The organism is Lentzea sp. HUAS12, from assembly GCF_024125735.1.
GTDB classification, from domain to species: Bacteria; Actinomycetota; Actinomycetes; order Mycobacteriales; family Pseudonocardiaceae; genus Lentzea; species Lentzea albida.
Genome location: NZ_CP099738.1, coordinates 3060420 through 3077067 on the forward strand (window position 1 = coordinate 3060420; position 16648 = coordinate 3077067).

At 70.4% G+C, this 16648-nt stretch carries 13 protein-coding genes; 8 read left to right on the plus strand and 5 right to left on the minus strand.

Annotated elements, in window-relative coordinates; translation table 11 throughout:
• The first annotated feature begins 341 nt into the window (after positions 1 to 341).
• Positions 342 to 3929, plus strand: coding sequence for a discoidin domain-containing protein (locus tag ND450_RS13360; RefSeq protein WP_253326446.1), 3588 nt, complete (start codon positions 342 to 344; stop codon positions 3927 to 3929).
• On the opposite strand, the gene lgt is transcribed toward ND450_RS13360, so the two are convergent.
• The 4 genes from lgt to ND450_RS13380 form a co-directional block, all read right to left on the minus strand.
• The gene (gene lgt, locus ND450_RS13365) at positions 3850 to 4764 is read right to left on the minus strand and encodes a prolipoprotein diacylglyceryl transferase (RefSeq protein ID WP_253326447.1); all 915 of its coding nucleotides are present in this window, start codon (positions 4762 to 4764) and stop codon (positions 3850 to 3852) included. The genes ND450_RS13360 and lgt overlap by 80 nt on opposite strands.
• 58 nt (positions 4765 to 4822) lie before the next feature.
• The gene (locus ND450_RS13370; RefSeq protein WP_253326448.1) at positions 4823 to 6607 is read right to left on the minus strand and encodes a CocE/NonD family hydrolase; all 1785 of its coding nucleotides are present in this window, start codon (positions 6605 to 6607) and stop codon (positions 4823 to 4825) included.
• Between the two features lie 120 nt (positions 6608 to 6727).
• Positions 6728 to 7849 (minus strand): acyl-CoA desaturase, encoded by a 1122-nt coding sequence (locus ND450_RS13375; protein WP_253326449.1) that lies wholly within the window; start codon positions 7847 to 7849, stop codon positions 6728 to 6730.
• Positions 7850 to 7921: 72 nt separating this feature from the next.
• Complete coding sequence (locus tag ND450_RS13380) at positions 7922 to 8989, minus strand: ferredoxin reductase (RefSeq protein ID WP_253326450.1); 1068 nt, start codon at positions 8987 to 8989, stop codon at positions 7922 to 7924.
• Between the two features lie 86 nt (positions 8990 to 9075).
• Here ND450_RS13380 and ND450_RS13385 point away from each other — a divergent pair, with 86 nt between their 5' ends.
• From ND450_RS13385 to ND450_RS13415, 7 genes are all read left to right on the plus strand, one after another.
• Positions 9076 to 10221: a CdaR family transcriptional regulator gene (locus tag ND450_RS13385; RefSeq protein ID WP_253326451.1), complete on the plus strand. Its 1146-nt coding sequence runs from the start codon at positions 9076 to 9078 to the stop codon at positions 10219 to 10221.
• 337 nt (positions 10222 to 10558) lie between these two features.
• Positions 10559 to 11107: an RNA polymerase sigma factor gene (locus ND450_RS13390; protein ID WP_253327914.1), complete on the plus strand. Its 549-nt coding sequence runs from the start codon at positions 10559 to 10561 to the stop codon at positions 11105 to 11107.
• Complete coding sequence (locus ND450_RS13395) at positions 11104 to 11910, plus strand: zf-HC2 domain-containing protein (RefSeq protein ID WP_253326452.1); 807 nt, start codon at positions 11104 to 11106, stop codon at positions 11908 to 11910. Before ND450_RS13390 ends, ND450_RS13395 begins: the two co-directional genes overlap by 4 nt.
• On the plus strand, positions 11907 to 12665 hold the full coding sequence (locus tag ND450_RS13400) for an ABC transporter ATP-binding protein (protein ID WP_253326453.1): 759 nt from the start codon (positions 11907 to 11909) through the stop codon (positions 12663 to 12665). The genes ND450_RS13395 and ND450_RS13400 overlap by 4 nt, the downstream gene beginning before the upstream one ends.
• A 91-nt stretch (positions 12666 to 12756) precedes the next feature.
• A complete protein-coding gene (locus ND450_RS13405) occupies positions 12757 to 13506 on the plus strand; it encodes an ABC transporter ATP-binding protein (protein ID WP_253326454.1) in 750 nt (249 codons plus the stop codon).
• Complete coding sequence (locus ND450_RS13410) at positions 13503 to 14855, plus strand: hypothetical protein (RefSeq protein WP_253326455.1); 1353 nt, start codon at positions 13503 to 13505, stop codon at positions 14853 to 14855. Before ND450_RS13405 ends, ND450_RS13410 begins: the two co-directional genes overlap by 4 nt.
• Positions 14855 to 15418: a hypothetical protein gene (locus ND450_RS13415; RefSeq protein WP_253326456.1), complete on the plus strand. Its 564-nt coding sequence runs from the start codon at positions 14855 to 14857 to the stop codon at positions 15416 to 15418. Before ND450_RS13410 ends, ND450_RS13415 begins: the two co-directional genes overlap by 1 nt.
• A 1-nt stretch (position 15419) precedes the next feature.
• On the opposite strand, the gene ND450_RS13420 is transcribed toward ND450_RS13415, so the two are convergent.
• Positions 15420 to 16628 (minus strand): GDSL-type esterase/lipase family protein, encoded by a 1209-nt coding sequence (locus ND450_RS13420; protein ID WP_253326457.1) that lies wholly within the window; start codon positions 16626 to 16628, stop codon positions 15420 to 15422.
• Between the last annotated feature and the right edge of the window lie 20 nt (positions 16629 to 16648).

The following is a 16648-nucleotide window of genomic DNA, read 5'->3' on the forward strand; positions in this document are numbered from 1 at the left end:
GCAGCGTAAAGGGTTGCTCCGCTCGGAGGATGCGGAACAGGGAGTTCGGCGCTTCCGTGGTGCGCGTGTTCGTCTGGGAAGAAGGCGAACTCACCGGTCGCCACGCCGCCCTGGGTATCCACGAGAAACCGGCCCACCGCTCGTACCGGTCTTTCGCACGGTCGCGACCGGAACAGACGACACGCAGTACCGTTCTCCCTGGCCACCGCACCTGCCCGCTCGCCGGCCGCTGACATCGATGTCTGTGTCGCCAATTCCTGTCTCGCTTGTCTTGTTGACCAGCCAGGTAACGAGACCGAAGCTTCCTGGCAACGTTGTCAGGACAGGGATCGGAGCTCGCAATGGCGCAGGACTTCGGCAGCGGCGTGTCGCGGCGGCAGGCGCTGGGCGTGGGAGGCGGGCTGCTCGCCGGGTTCGGCGTGAGCGGCCTCCTGGCGGGGACCGCGTCGGCCGCGCCGGAGGTGGCACAGCGGAAAGAGATCGACCTCGCGTTGTTCCGGCCCGTGTCGGTGTCGTCGACGGACTACGCGGCCACGCCGGGGCAGTTCGCCGTGGACGGTCTGGCGCAGGTCGGGGTGCGGGGTTCCGGCTGGCGGGCCGGGCAGGGCGACGGCCAGTGGCTGGTCGTCGACCTGCAGGGGCGGTGCGAGATCAGTTCGGTGGTGCTGACGTTCGAGGCGAGGCCCGGTGACCCGGCGTTCGACGCGAACGCGTCACGGGCCGAGACCCTCGGCACGGAGGTCCTGTCCAGCTACGCGGTGGCGTTCGACCTCGACGTGTCCGACGACGGCCGGACGTGGAGGACGGTCCACCACACCGAGTCCGGCACCGGTGGCGTGGTCACCGTCCCGTTGGCGCCGGCGGTCAAGGGGCGCTGGTTCCGGTTCTCGGCCACGCGCAGATCGACGACGAACCCGTTGGGGCTCAACGGTCTCCAGGTCTTCGGCACCAGCAGTGACACGCGGCCCGCCGTCCGGGGCTGGACCAACTGGCCGGTCCAGAACCACGAGAACCCCGCGCTGACCGTGGCCGCCGACGGCTCGGTGCCGCTCGAGTCCGGCTGGGTGCTCACCATGGCGGACCTCGCACCGGTCCAGGACGGCGCCGCGTTGTCGGGTCCGGGCGTCGACACCCGCGGCTGGGTGCCCGCGACCGTTCCCGGCACGGTGCTCGCGTCGCTCGTCGAGCAGGGCCACCTGCCCGATCCGGTGCTGGGCATGAACAACCTCCAGATCCCGGAGGCCCTGTCGCGGCACGTGTGGTGGTACCGGCGCACGTTCGGCCTGCCGCGCGGCCTCGACACCTCGGCCGGCCGGCACGTCTGGCTCGAGTTCGACGGCATCAACCACGAGGCCGAGTTCTGGCTCAACGGCGCCAAGATCGGCGCGCAGAGCAACCCGTTCGGCCGGGCCGTGATCGACGTGACCGCGGCCCTGAAGCGGTCCGGCGACCAGAACCTGGCCGTGCGGATCACGCCGATGCCGTTCCCCGGCAGCCCCGGCGACAAGGGGCCGCGCGGTGAGGCGTGGGTCGGCGCGAACAGCACGATGTTCAAGAACTCCCCCACCTACCTCGCGGTGTCGGGCTGGGACTGGATGCCCGCCGTCCGCGACCGCGCCTCCGGCATCTGGAACCACGTCCGGCTGCGCTCGACCGGTGCCGTCGTGGTCGGCGACCCGCGCATCGACACCGTGCTGCCGGACAAGACCACGGCCGAGGTCACGTTCACCGTGCCCGTCCGCAACGTCGAGGCCACCGCGAAGAACGTCACCGTCACCGCCGAGTTCGACGGCGTCAAGGTCAGCAAGGCGGTCACCGTGCCGCCGAACGCCGAGTTGGACGTCGTGTTCGCCCCGTCCACCTACCCCCAGTTGCGCATCGGGAACCCGAAGCTGTGGTGGCCCAACGGGTACGGCGACCCCGTCCTGCACGACCTCACGCTCACGGCGACCGTCGGTGGCGCGGTCAGCGACCGCAAGAAGCGCAAGTTCGGCATCCGCCAGGTCACCTACCAGTACGACCTGCCGATCACGATCGTCGACGGTGCCGCCGAGCAGACCGTCGAGTTCCCCTTCCAGCAGGCGCGCTACGTCCGGATGCAGGGCCTGAAGCGGGCCACCAACTGGGGTTTCTCGGTCTTCACGATGTCCGTGGTGGACAGCGGGGCTCCGGACACCGACCTGGCGCGCGGCAAGACCGCCACGGCGTCGTCGGCCGCCGACTGGACCTCACCCGGTGCCGTCACCGACGGCGACCCGAAGTCGCGCTGGACCTCGAACTACAACGACAACGAGTGGGTGCAGGTCGACCTCGGCGCCACCACCTCGTTCGACCGCGTGGTCCTGCGCTGGGAGACGGCCTACGCCGCCACGTACAAGATCCAGGTCTCGCAGGACGGCGACTCCTGGACCGACGTGGCGTCGAAGGACAACTCCCCCAAACCCCTGGTCATCCTCGTCAACGGCGTCAAGATCTTCGCCCGCGGCGGCAGCTGGGGCTGGGACGAGCTGCTGCGCCGCATGCCCGCCTCGCGCGCGGACGCGGCCGTCGCGCTGCACAAGGACATGAACTTCACGATGATCCGCAACTGGGTCGGCTCGTCGTACCGCGAGGAGCTGTTCGACGCCTGTGACCGGTACGGCATCCTGCTGTGGAACGAGTTCTGGCTCGGCTGGTCGTCCGACCCCGCGAACCACGAGCAGTTCTTCGCGCAGGCCAAGGACACCGTGTTGCGCTACCGCTCCCACCCGTGCTGCGTGGTGTGGTTCGGCTGCAACGAGGGCAGCCCGCCCTCCTCCGTCGACAGGGTGCTGCGGGAGATCGTCCACACCAACACCGACCTGATGTACCAGCCGAACTCGGCGAGCGGCGTGATCACCGGTGACGGCACGTACCGGTGGGTCGACCCGCGCTCGTACGGCACGGGCGAGGCCACGGGCGGGAAGTTCGGGTTCTGGAGCGAGATCGGCCTGCCGACGGTGTCCGTGGCCGAGAGCATGCGCAACCTCGTCGGGCAGGGCAACGCGGGCTGGCCGATCGGGGAGGCCTGGTACCACCACGACTGGTCGGAGAACAGCAACCAGCAGCCGAACGGCTACAAGGCCGCGATCGACGCCCGTCTCGCGCCGTCGAGCAGCCTGGAGGAGTTCACCCGCAAGGCGCAGTTCGTCAACTACGAGAACATGCGCGCGATCTTCGAGGCGTGGAACTCGCGGCTGTGGAACGACGCCACGGGCGTGCTGCTGTGGATGTCGCACCCCGCGTGGCACAGCACGGTGTGGCAGACCTACGACTACGACATGGACGTCAACGGCAGCTACTACGGCTCCCGCAAGGGTTGCGAGCAGCGGCACGTCCAGGCCGACCCGACGACCTGGCAGGTCACCGCCGTCAACCACACCGCGTCCGCGCTGACCGGCGCCACCGTCAAGGCGCAGCTGCTCGGCCTGGACGGCAAGGCGATCGGCCAAGCGCAGCAGCAGAAGCTCGACGTGGCCGCCACCTCGGCGAGCAAGCTGTTCACCGTGCCGTTCGACGACGCGCTGCCCGCGTTTCACCTGCTGCGCCTCACGCTCACCGACGCCACCGGCAAGCAGCTGTCCGAGAACGTCTACTGGCGTTACCGCACACCGGAGTCGATGCACGCGCTCAACCAGTTGGCCTACACGCAGCTGCAGACCACGTTGAGCACCACCAAGAACGGCTACACCGCGATCATCCGCAACACCGGCAGGACAGTGGCCGCGATGGTCCGGCTGTCGCTGCGCGAGCGCAACGGCACCGACCGCGTGCTGCCGACCCTGTACAGCGACAACTACTTCTGGTTGCTGCCCGGTGAGGTCCGCACGGTCACGATCGATCCGCAGAGGTCGGTCCGGAACCCGCGGCTGCTGGCGGAGGCGTACAACTCGGCGCCGAAGCTGACCTGAGGTCCTCCCTGCCCGGATGCCGCCGCGCCGACCACGCGGTCAGCGCGGCGGCACCCAGGCACACCAGCGCCGACGTCCAGATGTTCAGGCGCAGGCCGAGGATCGTGTTCGCCTCGTCGATCCGCACCGCCTCGATCCACAGCCTGCCCAGCGTGTAGAGCACGACGTACAGGCCGAACGCCCGGCCGTGCCCGAGGGTGAACCGGCGGTCGGCCCAGATCACCACGGCGGCCGCGGCGAAGGTCCACAGCAGTTCGTACAGGAACGCCGGGTGGAACGTGCCCAGCACCACCGCGAGCCCGTCCGGCCCGGTCACCGCACGACCGGCGGCCTGGTCCCACTCGTGGATCGTCAGAGCCCACGGCAGGTCGGTCGGAGCGCCGTAGACCTCGTTGTTGAACCAGTTCCCGAGACGGCCGATCCCCTGCGCCAGCAGGATTCCCGGCGCCGCCGCGTCGGCCAGCGGAGGTAGTGCGACGCCGGCCCGCTTCGCCCCGATCCACGCCCCGAGGGCGCCGAACGCGATCGCGCCCCAGACGCCCATCCCGCCTTCCCAGATGTACAGGGCCTTCACGGGGTTCCCGCCAGGACCGAAGTACGGCTGCCAGGACGTGGCCACGTGGTAGAGCCGGGCGCCGACGATGCCGAACGGCACGCCCCAGGTGGCGATCTGGTTGACCACACCGGGCCGGCCGCCGCGCTGGACGTAGCGGCGTTCGGTCAGCCAGGCGGCGACGAGGACGCCGGCGATGATGCAGAACGCGTAGGCGCGGATCGGCACCGGGCCGAGGTGCCAGACGCCCTGGGTCGGACTCGGGATGGCCGCGAGCAGCATCGCGCCAGGCTAGTGAGACCGGGGCCTGCGCACTGTGAAGTCCGCAGGCCCCGGTTCGTCAGCGGGGCACCACTCCCCCGACGATCGGCAGCACCACCTTGCTGGCGCCCAGCGACACGTTCAGCGAGACGCCACTCGCCGCCGAGTCCGTGGCCAGGTAGGCGTTGTGGTTGGTGACGAGCACGATGCCGATCCGGTGCCCTGCCGGGATCAGCGCGTCGCGGGCGTGCAGCTTCCAGGTGACGTCCGCGGTGGTCCCGTTGGTGGGCAACGGGGTCGGGGTCTCCAGCGACAGCCGGTTCTTGGCGTCGACGGCACCCTTGGTCAGCATCGTCGCGGTGACGGCCTGGACCGAGACGTCCGGCGGCCGGGCGCAGCCGGTCTTGTCCCGCAGGTCGTTCTTGCCGCACACCTCGGTCGAGAGCTGCAACGGGCTGCGTTCGCTCAGCACGGCCTGCGTGCCCGGGCCGTAGTCCACCAGCAACGCCGTGAGCGGCGTCGACGCCCGGTTCGAGGCGACCCGGACGGTCAGGCTGACCTCACCGGACAACCGCGTGTCCTTGGTCAGCGGCGGGGTCACGTAGGCGAGCCGGTTGGTGTTCGCGGTCTCCGGGCCGGCCATCATGCTGGCCTCGCTGATGTTCGCGTTCGCCGCGAGGCGGTGCGTGCCGCTCGTGACCGGAGTGGTGGTCAGCGAGCCGGACATGCCGCCGGACGCGGGACCGAAGTACAGCGTGGTGTCGCGGGTGTCCGGGCGCGGCCACGAGGCGGCCTGCTCCCAGCTGCCGTCCGGCTTCTGCACGTCGGCCATGGGCTCGGACATGATCCCGTTGTCGGCGCCCTTGAGCCAGTGGTCCATCCACAGGCCCATCACGCGCTGCCACTCGGCCTGGCGGAACGAGATCGGGTCGAGGTGACCACCGCGGTGCAGCCAGATCTTGCGCGGCACGTCGTGGCTCTCGAGCTCCTTCCACCAGCGGCCGAACTGCGACGGCTTGACGTTCCAGTCGGCCTGGCCGTGCACGACGAACACCGACGCGGTCGTGTTCTGCGCGCCTGGCCGGTAGTCGCGGGCCTTCCAGAACGACGTGTAGTCCCACGACTCGTCGCCGTCGTCGGCGGACAGCTTGTCGAACACCGGCTTGCACTTGGACTTCTGCGCCGCGCTCACGACGTAGTTGGCGAGGTACGTCGGGTAGTTCGACTCCCAGCCCTTGTAGCCGATCCCCTGGTCACGCGCGTACTCGTACCAGCTGGAGATCGCCGCGATCGGCACGATCGTCTTGACGCCGGGGATGTTCGCCGCGGCCGCCGCGTTGGGCAGCGTGCCGTTGTAGGAGACGCCGAGCATGCCGACGTTGCCGGTGCTCCAGCTGGCGACCGCTGCCCGGCCGTCCGCGTAGAACGCCTTCGCGCGGCCGTTCAGCCAGTCGACGACCGCGCGGACGCTCGCCGTGTCCTCGGGACCGCCCGTCGTCGGGCAGCCGGTCGAGCGGGAGGTGCCTTGCATCTCCATCTCGACGACGGCGTACCCGCGCGGCACGAAGTACTCGTCGTACCAGCGGCCGAAGCCGCGCGGCACGGTCATGGACGACGCGGCCGCGGCGCCCAGTCCGTAGTAGGGGCTGGCCTCCATCACGATCGGCACGCGTTCGGCCGTGTCGGGCCGCATGACGTCGGCCGCGATGCGGTCGAGCTTGCCGTCGGAGTCACTGTCGATCGTGGACTCGACGTAGACGGTTTCCGTGATCGCCGCCGCGGCGGCGGGGGCCGCGTTCGTGGCAGGCGTGTGGATCGTCGCGGCCGTGAGCAGGGTGGCCGCGACGAGGTAGACCCTTCGCATAGGTTCCTCCGTCGGAGGGCCCGATGAAGCAGCAGGGGTGTCGCTCGGGCCCTACGAAGGAATCTCACCGAACTCGGCGGTGTCGCCGGTACGGCCGAAAGATCTAAACCATTGCTTGTCTCAGGCCGCGACCAGTTCCTTGTCCCGGTCCGCGGTCTTCTTGACCTTCGGCTTGCGGTTCGGCAGCGACAGGCGGAAGACCTTGTGCCACGCCGAGAAGACCTGCTTGGGCAGCGGGCCGGTCACGTAGTCGAGCTCGTACTTCTCGAACAGCGCCTTGACCTTCACCGCGACCTCGGCGTACCGGTTGCTCGGCAGGTCGGGGAACAGGTGGTGCTCGATCTGGTGCGACAGGTTGCCCGTCATGAAGTGCATGGCCTTGCTGCCGCTGATGTTCGCGGAACCCATCATCTGGCGCAGGTACCACTGGCCGCGCGTCTCGCCCCTGATCGAGCGGCGCTCGAAGGTCTGCACGCCCTCGGGGAAGTGACCGCACATGATCACCGAGTGCGACCACAGGTTGCGGATCAGGTTCGCGGTGAAGGTCGCGGCGAGCGTGGTGAGGAACGACGGGCCCGACAGCAGCGGGTGGATCACGTAGTCCTTGAGCACCTGCTTGCGGATCTTGCGGCCCACGGCCTTCGCCCGCGCGCGGAACTCGGGGTTCTTGCGGCGGCGCTTGTGCAGGTTCTTGCCGAGCTCCAGGTCGTACGCGGCGATGCCGTACTCGAAGAAGCAGGCGTTGATGAAGTTCCACACCGGCTGCCCGAGGTGCATCGGGTGCCACTTCTGGTCCTCGTCAACGCGCATGATGCCGTAGCCGAGGTCGTTGTCCTTGCCGATCACGTTGGTGTACGTGTGGTGCAGCTCGTTGTGCGAGTGCTTCCACTGGTCGGCCGGGGACACGTGGTCCCACTCCCAGGTGGTGGAGTGGATCTTCGGGTCGCGCATCCAGTCCCACTGGCCGTGCAGGATGTTGTGACCGATCTCCATGTTGTCCATGATCTTCGCCACGGACAGGCCGGCGGTGCCGATGATCCACGCGGGCGGGAAGAACGAGAACAGCAGGATGCCGCGGCTCGTCAGCTCCAGCTTGCGCTGCGCCGAGATGACCTTGCGGATGTAGGCCGCGTCCTTCTCGCCGCGGCTCGCGATGATCTCGTCGCGGATCGCGTCGAGTTCGCGGCCGAGCTCCTCGATCTGCTCGTCGGTCAGGTGGGCGGTGGGGTCGATGGCGGTCATGAAGCTCGCTTTCGGGGGGAGCAGTGGCTGGGGGGTGGGCCACTTCGCGGGGGAAGAAGGTCTGTGGTGGGGCTAGCGTTCGAGTTCGCAGGGCCCGGCGGCCGCGGACACGCAGGTCTGGACCAGCACGTGGGCGGTGGGGCCGTCGTCGGCCTCGGTGATCTCGCCGGTGCGCAGGTCTCTCACCGCGCCGGACTTCAGCGGCGTCACGCAGCCGAAGCAGATGCCCATGCGGCAGCCCGACGGCATCAGCACACCGGCTTCCTCGCCGACGTTGAGCAGCGGCGTGGCACCGTCGGCCGCGACCGTCTTGCCGGTCTTGCCGAACGTGACCTCGCCACCCTCGCCCGCCACGACGACCGTGGGGCGGAACCGCTCGGTGTGGAGCTTCTCGGCGATGCCGTGCTCGGCCCAGTGCGCCTCGGCGGCGTCGAGCAGACCGGCCGGACCGCAGGCCCACGTCTCGCGCTCGGCCCAGTCGGGCACCAGCTCGTGCAACTTCGCGACGTCGAGCATGCCGTCGGTGTCGGTGTGCAGCTCTTTGAGCGTGAGGGCCTTGTCCGCGACCAGGTCGTGCAGGTCGTTGCGGAAGATCACGTCTTCCTTGCGCGGCGCGGAGTGCACCATCACGACGTCGGCGAGCCTGGCGTCGCGCAGCATGCCCATCGCGGGCGTGATGCCGCTGCCGGCCGTCAGGTAGAGCACCTTGGCCGGGGCCTGCCTCGGCAGCACGAACTCGCCGGTGGCCTGGTCGAGCTGAATGATCGTGCCGGGCTTGGCCTTGCGGACCAGGTGGTTGCTCACCTTGCCGCCGGGGATGGCCTTCACGGTGATCGTGATGCGGCCGTCGGTGCGGCCGGTCGGCGACGTCACCGAGTACGCGCGCCACAGGCGCACGCCGTCGACGTCGATCCCGATCCGGACGTACTGGCCGGCGACGTGACCGCGCCAGCCCTTGCCGGGCCGGATCACGATGGTCGCGGCATCATCTGTCTCGCGGTGTACGGCCTCGATGCGGCCGCGCAGGTCAGCACCCGCCCGGAGGGGGCTCACCAGGTCGAGGTAGTCGGACGGCAGCAGTGGCGTCGTGACCAGCTCAAGGATCTTCCACGCCCTGCTGCGGAGGGCGGCACTCGTCATGACTCCAGCTTGATGCGCCTCAGGGCGTAAAGTCCTGTCCGCAGGACGTGAATTTGAACCTTCAGATTGTTCGCAGGGAACAAATCATGACGCACGCAATGAGGAGAGCCACCGAACTCGCCCTCGACGAGAAGACCGTCACCGCACTTCGGGCGGTGTTGCGACCAACAGCGGACGAGGTGGTCCGCGCCATCATCGCCGAGGTGCCGTCGTACGCGAACGCCCTCTCCGGACGCATGGGCAGCACTATCCGCCGTGCGGTTCGAACGGCGCTAGGACACTACTTGGACCTCGCTGGAGGCACAGGCGGAGGAGGCGACGCGAGCGACGCGGCCTACGAACTGGGCCGGGGCGAGGTCCGCGACGGCCGCTCGATGGACGCCCTGCTGAGCGCCTACCGGGTAGGTGCCCGCGTGGCCTGGCGAGGCCTGGCCGCAGGAGCCGTACCAGCAGGTCTACCCGCCGCCGAGGTCGCGAAGTTCGCCGAACTGACCTTCGCCTACATCGACGAGCTGTCCGCGGCCTCGGCCGCGGGCCACGCCGACGAACTGGCCGCCCGAGGCCTCGCCCACGAGCGACACCTCGAACAACTGGCCCGCGACCTGCTCGCCGGCGCGAGCACCGAAGTCCTGCTGACCTCGGCGGGACGCGCCGGCTGGCAACCGCCCGCAGCGCTGACCGTGGTGTTGCTGCCCGCCTTCCAGGCCAGACCCGCCTACCGGCTGCTCGACCCCGGCACCCTGGTGCTGGACGACCTCCCGGACTCCATGGGCGTGCTGCTGGTACCGGACGCCGACCGGTCTCATCTCTTGCGGCAGCTCATCGGCCGTAACGCCGTCGTCGGACCCGCTCGTCCTTGGATGCGTGCGCACGCGTCGTACGAACGGGCCGTGCGTGCTCGGTCGCTCTCTGCTGACATCCGCGACACCGAGGAGCACCTCGCCTCTCTGGTGCTGAGCGCTGATCCTGACGCTTACGCCGATCTGCGGGCTCGTGCGTTGGCTCCGTTGCTGGAGCTGCCTGCCACGTCCGCGCGGCGGTTGGAGGAGACGTTGCGGGCCTGGTTGTTGCACCACGGGCGGCGGGAGGAGGTGGCGGCGGCGTTGTTCGTGCACCCGCAGACCGTTCGGTACCGGATGGGGCAGCTTCGGGACCTGTTTCCGGATTTGGGGTCTCCGCAGCGGGTCTTGGAGTTGACGCTGGCGGTGGGGCTGCCTTTGGCCCGGGATTAGCCTCGGTCTGCACTGAAGTTATAGAGGCGAGCATTACTGGAGGGTGGCGTCACGGCACCTCCGCCACTCCCTGGCGGTCGGTGTTCGCGCCGCTCCCCGACCCTTCAGCAGCCGCCCGGCCTCCGCTGCGGCTCAGCCACCTCCCCACCCACTTCCACGCCACCCGACCGCACCCGCACCCTGGCGACCTCTGCACTCCAGACACCACGCCACGGCGGCCCCAGCCGTTCCCAGCCGCTCCTCACCTCAGCCGCTACCCGGCGTGCCGTCGTGACGCACACCACACCGCCGCGAGAACCTGACCCGCGATCCCACCGTCTTGCGGAGTGTGAGAGCCATCCGGGGTGAGCCGGCCGACCTCGACGAGGAGCAGCTCGTGCGCCGAGTCGCACGGGGTGATCGGCGTGCGTTCGAGGAGCTGTACCGCCGCACGTCGCCGTGGCTGACCGTCAGGCTGCGCCGGCGGTGCGCGGACGACCAGATCGTGGCCGAGGTGCTCCAGGAGACCTACCTCGCGGTGTGGCGGGCGGCGGACGCGTTCGCCGGGGCGGCTGCCGGTGGGAGTGCGGTCGGGTGGTTGTGGACGATCGCGGCGCGGCGGTTGATCGACGCGTTCCGGCGGCGGGCACATCACGCCGCGCCGCCTGCCGCTGCGGCGCCGGGGACCGTGGCGCCCGCCGACGAGGCGGTGCTCGACGGGGTGGTCGGGGACGAGGTCGGGGACGCGTTGCGGCGGTTGGCGCCCGAGTTGCGGCAGGTGTTGCAGGCGATGGTGCTCGACGGGTTGTCGGTGCGGGAGACGTCGGTGCTGCTCGGGGTGCCGGAGGGGACGGTCAAGACCCGTGCCCGGCGGGCCCGGATCGCTATGAGGGAGGCGCTGGCATGAACCGGGGACCACGCGGCGGGACCGCTCATCCGAGCGACCAGCTGTTGCACCGCTACTCGCACGACCAGGACGTTCCCGCCGACCAGCTGTGGGCCGTCGAGTCGCACCTGGAGTCGTGCGGACCGTGCCGCGGCAGGCTCGCCCCCGAACCGATCGCCGAGGCCGTGTGGGCGGGGCTCGAGCCGTTGCTCGACGTCACACCCCAGATGCCGCGCACGAGGGCGTGGCGGCGGGTGCACGCGTGGGTGTCGCCGGCGGCGGGGCCGTGGCTCGCGATGATCCTGCTGGTCACGGCGGCGGCCGTGGCGCTCGACCGGGTCGGGGTCGTGGTGGGTGATCGGGTGTCGCTGGTCGTGCTCGTGGCGCCGGTGCTGCCGGTGCTCGGGGTGGCGGCGTCGTGGGGGCGGTCGCTCGATCCGGCGCACGAGTTGACCGCCGCCACCCCTCGGGCGGGGTTGCCGCTGGTGTTGCGGCGGACGGCCGCGGTGCTCGCCGTCACGGTGCCCGGGCTGGCGGCCGCCGGACTGCTCACCGGCATCGGTGTCGTGCGGTGGTTGTTGCCGTGCCTGGCGTTCACGGTCGGCACGCTCGCCCTCGGCACGGTCATCGGTGTCACGCGGGCCGCGGTCGTGCTCGTCGCGGCGTGGGCCGTGGTGATCGTGGCGCCGACGATCGCGTTCAGCCGCACCGCCTTGGCGTTCGACCAGGCCGCCACGCCGGTGTGGGCCGGACTGCTCGTCGCCGGTCTTGTCGTGACGGCGTTGCGGCGGATGACGTTCACTCGCCTGGAGGGGAACCGATGACCGCGCCCACCACCTACGCCTGGGAGGTCGAGACCAGGGACCTGCGGGTCAAGGCCGGCCGGAAGATGGCCGTCGACGGCGTCACGCTCGCGCTGGGGCGGGGCGTGCACGGGCTCCTCGGACCCAACGGTGCCGGCAAGACGACGCTCATCCGCGCGCTCGCCACCGTCCTGAGGCCAGCCGACGGTGAGCTGAACCTGTTGGGCGGCATGGAGTTGCGCGAGCTGCGCCGCCGGGTCGGCTACCTGCCGCAGGAGTTCGGGCACTACCGCCGGTTCACAGTCCGCGAGTTCGTCGCGTACGTGGCGTGGCTCAAGGAGATGCGCGACATCCCGGCGGCCGTGCAACGCGCCGTCGAACGGGTCGGGCTCGCCGACCGGGCCGACGACAGGATGAAGACGTTGTCCGGCGGCATGATCCGCAGGGTCGGCATCGCACAGGCCATCGTCAACGACCCCGAGGTGCTGCTCCTGGACGAACCCACCGCGGGCCTCGATCCCGCGCAGCGCCTCAGGTTCCGCGAGCTGCTCGCGGAGATCGGCACCGACACGTGCGTGCTCGTCTCGACCCACCTGGTGGAGGACGTCGCGGCCGCGTGCACGGACGTTCTGCTGCTCTCCCAGGGGAAAATCGTCTTCCAGGGCACCCCGGACCAGCTCGCGGCGAAGGGCACCGGGCAGCACGCCGGTGACAGCCCCATCGAACGCGGCTACAGCGCCGTCCTCGGCCTCCCCGACCGCCCCGGAACCTGGTGAGCGAGACCCGGATCACACCACACCGAGAACCGCGGGAGCCACGCCACCGTCTAGCCGGGTGGAAGCGGCAAACCACTTGAGGGAGAACGGGATGCAGGCGATCGAAGCCGACGGCCTGGTGGTGCGGCTGGGCAAGCGCAACGCGGTGAACGGCTTGAGCCTCAGGCTCGGCCAGGGCGTGCACGGCCTGCTCGGCCCCAACGGCGCGGGCAAGACGACGCTGATCCGCACGCTGGCCACGGTGCAGTCCCCGACGTCGGGAACGCTGTCGTTGCTGGGGAATCCGGCGAACGGGAGACTCAGGCCCGTGCGGCGCAGGCTCGGCTACCTGCCGCAGAACTTCGGCTACTACAAGCGGTTCAAGGTGCGTGAGTTCGTCGAATACCTGGCATGGCTCAAGGAGATGCCGTCCGCACGCATCCCCGGGGCCGTGAAGACGGCGCTCGAACGGGTCGGGCTCACCGACCGCGCCGAGGACCGCATGAAGTCGTTGTCCGGCGGCATGGTCCGCAGGGTCGGCATCGCGCAGGCCATCGTCAACTCCCCCGACGTGCTGCTGCTCGACGAACCCACGGTCGGGCTGGATCCCGCGCAACGCCTGCGGTTCCGCGAACTCGTCGCCGAACTGGGCCGCAGCTCCTGCGTGCTGATCTCCACCCACCTGGTCGAGGACGTCGCGGCGGCCTGCACGGACGTGGTGCTCGTCAGCGAGGGATCGCTGGTGTTCCGGGGGACTCCGGCCGACCTCGCCACCGCGGGCACGGCCGAGCACGTCGGCGACAGCCCCATCGAACGCGGCTACTCGGCGCTGATCAGCGCGAACGCCGGAGGTGCCTGGTGACCGGACTGCGCATCGAACTGCGGCGCTCCACCGCGCTCTGGGCGGGGCTGCTCGTGCTGGTCTCCGGCACGGGGATGCTGTGGCTGGTCACGTCCGAGAGTGGCAGGTGGCAGGCCAACTCGACGTCCGCGGTGCTCGAACTCCGCCTGCCGCTGGCCTACGTCTGGGCACTCGTGGTCGGGTTCGCCGCCTTCCAGGGCATGCGCGACAGCCGCTCCCGCGTCACGGAGTTGTTCACCGCCACCTCGCGTCCCGGCTGGGTCAGGCTGGGCACCCTTGCCACGGCGGTGTCGGGCGTCGTCGCGGTCGCCACGGCCCTGCTGTGCGCCGGTCTGGTGGCGAGGGTCGCTTTCGGCGGCGGGTTCGTGTCGATCGGGTTCCTCCCGCTCATGCTGACGGTCGTGCTCGCCCTGTCGTCGAGTGTCCTCCTGGGACTCGCGATCGGCAGGCTCCTGCCGCACCCGCTGACCGTGCCGGTGGCGCTGGTCGGCACGTTCATGCTCGCCACGGCGGCCGGGCGGGCCGTCGAGGCGCGGTCCCCCGGCGACGAGATCTCCCGGCTCGCACTGCTCACACCCGTGCTCGCCCCGCCGAACTCCGACCTCGTCACGACCTCCACCTCCGTGGACCTCGGCCAGGTCCTGTGGTTCACCGGCCTCGGTGTGACGGCGTTCCTGCTGCTCGTCTCCCGATCCGCCCTCACCCGCCTGGCAGCACTCGTCCCGGCCGGGCTCGCCCTCGCCCTCGCGGTGTCGGTTCTGCCGGCCAGGTACTCCGACGTGCTGGTCAACGACTCCATCGCGAGCAGGCTCGTCTGCGACGGCGAGGTCTGCGTGGGTCAGGTCCACGAGGACAGGCTCCCGGTGGTGGCCGCGGCGGGACGGGCGGCGCTGGCGAAGCTCGCGGTGCTGCCCGACGCGCCGGAGGAGGTCCGCGAGGACACGTCGGCGATGGCTCATCTCACCGCGCCGCAACGTGATCCACGGGTCGTGTACGTGTCGTCGCAGGGCTACCCGCCGCCGCTGACCATGACGGAGGACCAGGTGCGGCTCGAGCTGCTGGCGGGAGCGGGCGTCGCGGGCTGCGCCGCCCCCAACTCGTTCAACACCGACGAGGGCGTCGTCCGATACGTCACGGCCAGCTACTTCAACGGAGGGCTGGCCGAGCTGGCCTCCGACCCCTTCATGTGGAACAACGACCGGCTGCGAGCGGAGATCGACCAGGCCTGGCAGCGGTTCCGCGCTCGATCGGCACGCGAGCAGCTCGACGGCGTCGCCCAGGCCCGGCAGATGTTGCTGACGTGCCAGGACTCCGCACTCGTCCTCGACGCGCTGACGGGGACCCGGTGATGAGGCCGCTCGCGCTGTACACCCGGTCGCGCGGGGTGCCCGCGGCACTGGTGGCGCTGCCCGTCGTGGTGCTGGTCGCCTGGTCGGCGCTGCACTCACCGTGGACATCGCTCAGTGCGTCGCTGACGAGCCTGGCCGCTGTCCTGGTCGCCACGACCGGCCTCACCGGCCAGGACCCGGAGCTCGACCGGTCGACCGCGTTCCCCTGGCCGCTGTGGCGGTGCGCGCACCTGCTCGTGGCCGCCGTGCTGGCCACGGCCTCGGTGCTGGCCGTGCAGCAGCTCGGGCAGGAGCCGTTCCCCGCCGCGTTCGTCGTGCGCGACACGGCGGGGATGATCGGCCTGGCCGGGCTCGCGGCCGCGGTGGCCGGAGCCCGGTTCGCGCCCGTCGCGCCGGTGCTGTGGTGGGCGGTGGCGGCGATCATGCCCCCCGCCGGGTCGGTGACCGGCCGGATCGCCACCTGGCCGCTGGGCTCCCCGGACGACGTGCTGACGACGTGGACGGCCGCTGTGCTGTTCGTGACCGGGATCGCCGCCTACAGCGCGCGGGGCGGGCGTCGCTGACCTACGAGAGGTCCTCCAGGGCGATGTACTCGGCGATCGCCTGCTGGCCCGCGATGTTCACGTGCACGCCGTCACCGGTGTCGTAGCGCGGGTCGATGCTGTTCGGCTTGACCGGGTCCTTGAGCACCTGGTCGAAGTCCTGCACCGACGCGCAGGTGTCCGAGCAGTCGCCGCCGCGCCGCACGAACTCGTTGACGGTGTTGCGGTCGCGGTTGTTCTGGTCGCTGTAGCCGGGCCGGGGCGTGATCGGGGTGACGTGCACCGCGATCCCGGCCTGGCGCAGCCGCTGGAACACCGTGCGGTAGCTGGTGAGGATGCTCTCGGCGGTGCAGCCGTTCGCGAGGTCGTTCGTGCCGTAGTAGTAGATGACGTCGGTGACGCCGTGCAGCGCGAGAACGTCCCTTTCCAGGCGTGACAACGCATCCAGCCCGGCGACACCCGCCGGACTGTTGGGGCAGACCGAGCTGGTCGTGCCGTTGATCCCGGCGTTGGCGACGGCGATCTGGGGCCGCGAGGAGGCCACGACCCGGCGGGCCAGCAGGTCGCTCCAGCGCTTGTTGGTGCCGAGCTCGGTGCAGCCCGGCCCGCAGTTGGTGCTGCCCACGCCGTCGACGACGGAGCTGCCGAACGACACGGCCGTGCCCTTCAGGCGGGGGTTCAGGACGTCGACCGCGCTGACCAGATAGGTCGACTGGACCTTCTCCGTGTACGCGGCGCCCTGGTCGGTGGTGTGCGAGCCGGAACCGGGCGGGGTCAGGTAGTTCTCGCGGAACGCGGCCTCGTGCCGGCCGGGCACGACGTCGCCGGAGACGTACATGCTGACCGCGAGATCGGTGTCCGGCCCGGTGGTCAGCGACGTCCTGTCGCTCCACACCTCTCCCCCGGCGGGGATCGTGACCGACCGGCGGCCCCCGAACGTCACGTCGCGCGTCCCCGCCACGGTCGCGCCGCCGGTGCTCAGGCCGGCGGTGGTGCGGTCGACCGTCAACGGCCGGGTGCCGAACGTGTTCTGCACCCGGATCCGGACCGCGCTGCCGCCCTGGCTGAGGTGCGTGATCATGCGCAGGGACTGGTCGTGCAGCGTGACGGGCGCGAGGTGCTGCTGGGACGCGGCCCACGAGGTGAACCAGACGGGACGCTGGGCCGCGGCCGACGGCGTCAGCAGCGCACCGGCGGCGAGAACGATCGACAGGACCACAGGGATTCTCATGGTCCTGGTTCTTACCGCTT

What these genes read in the sequence shown, in the direction of transcription:
- ND450_RS13415 (WP_253326456.1), top strand. Translation starts at nt 14,855, where the DNA reads ATGAGGCCGCTCGCGCTGTACACCCGGTCGCGCGGGGTGCCCGCGGCA.
- lgt (WP_253326447.1), bottom strand. Translation starts at nt 4,764, where the DNA reads ATGCTGCTCGCGGCCATCCCGAGTCCGACCCAGGGCGTCTGGCACCTC.
- ND450_RS13380 (WP_253326450.1), bottom strand. Translation starts at nt 8,989, where the DNA reads ATGACGAGTGCCGCCCTCCGCAGCAGGGCGTGGAAGATCCTTGAGCTG.
- ND450_RS13405 (WP_253326454.1), top strand. Translation starts at nt 12,757, where the DNA reads ATGCAGGCGATCGAAGCCGACGGCCTGGTGGTGCGGCTGGGCAAGCGC.
- ND450_RS13395 (WP_253326452.1), top strand. Translation starts at nt 11,104, where the DNA reads ATGAACCGGGGACCACGCGGCGGGACCGCTCATCCGAGCGACCAGCTG.
- ND450_RS13360 (WP_253326446.1), top strand. Translation starts at nt 342, where the DNA reads ATGGCGCAGGACTTCGGCAGCGGCGTGTCGCGGCGGCAGGCGCTGGGC.
- ND450_RS13400 (WP_253326453.1), top strand. Translation starts at nt 11,907, where the DNA reads ATGACCGCGCCCACCACCTACGCCTGGGAGGTCGAGACCAGGGACCTG.
- ND450_RS13370 (WP_253326448.1), bottom strand. Translation starts at nt 6,607, where the DNA reads ATGCGAAGGGTCTACCTCGTCGCGGCCACCCTGCTCACGGCCGCGACG.
- ND450_RS13375 (WP_253326449.1), bottom strand. Translation starts at nt 7,849, where the DNA reads ATGACCGCCATCGACCCCACCGCCCACCTGACCGACGAGCAGATCGAG.
- ND450_RS13420 (WP_253326457.1), bottom strand. Translation starts at nt 16,628, where the DNA reads ATGAGAATCCCTGTGGTCCTGTCGATCGTTCTCGCCGCCGGTGCGCTG.
- ND450_RS13385 (WP_253326451.1), top strand. Translation starts at nt 9,076, where the DNA reads ATGACGCACGCAATGAGGAGAGCCACCGAACTCGCCCTCGACGAGAAG.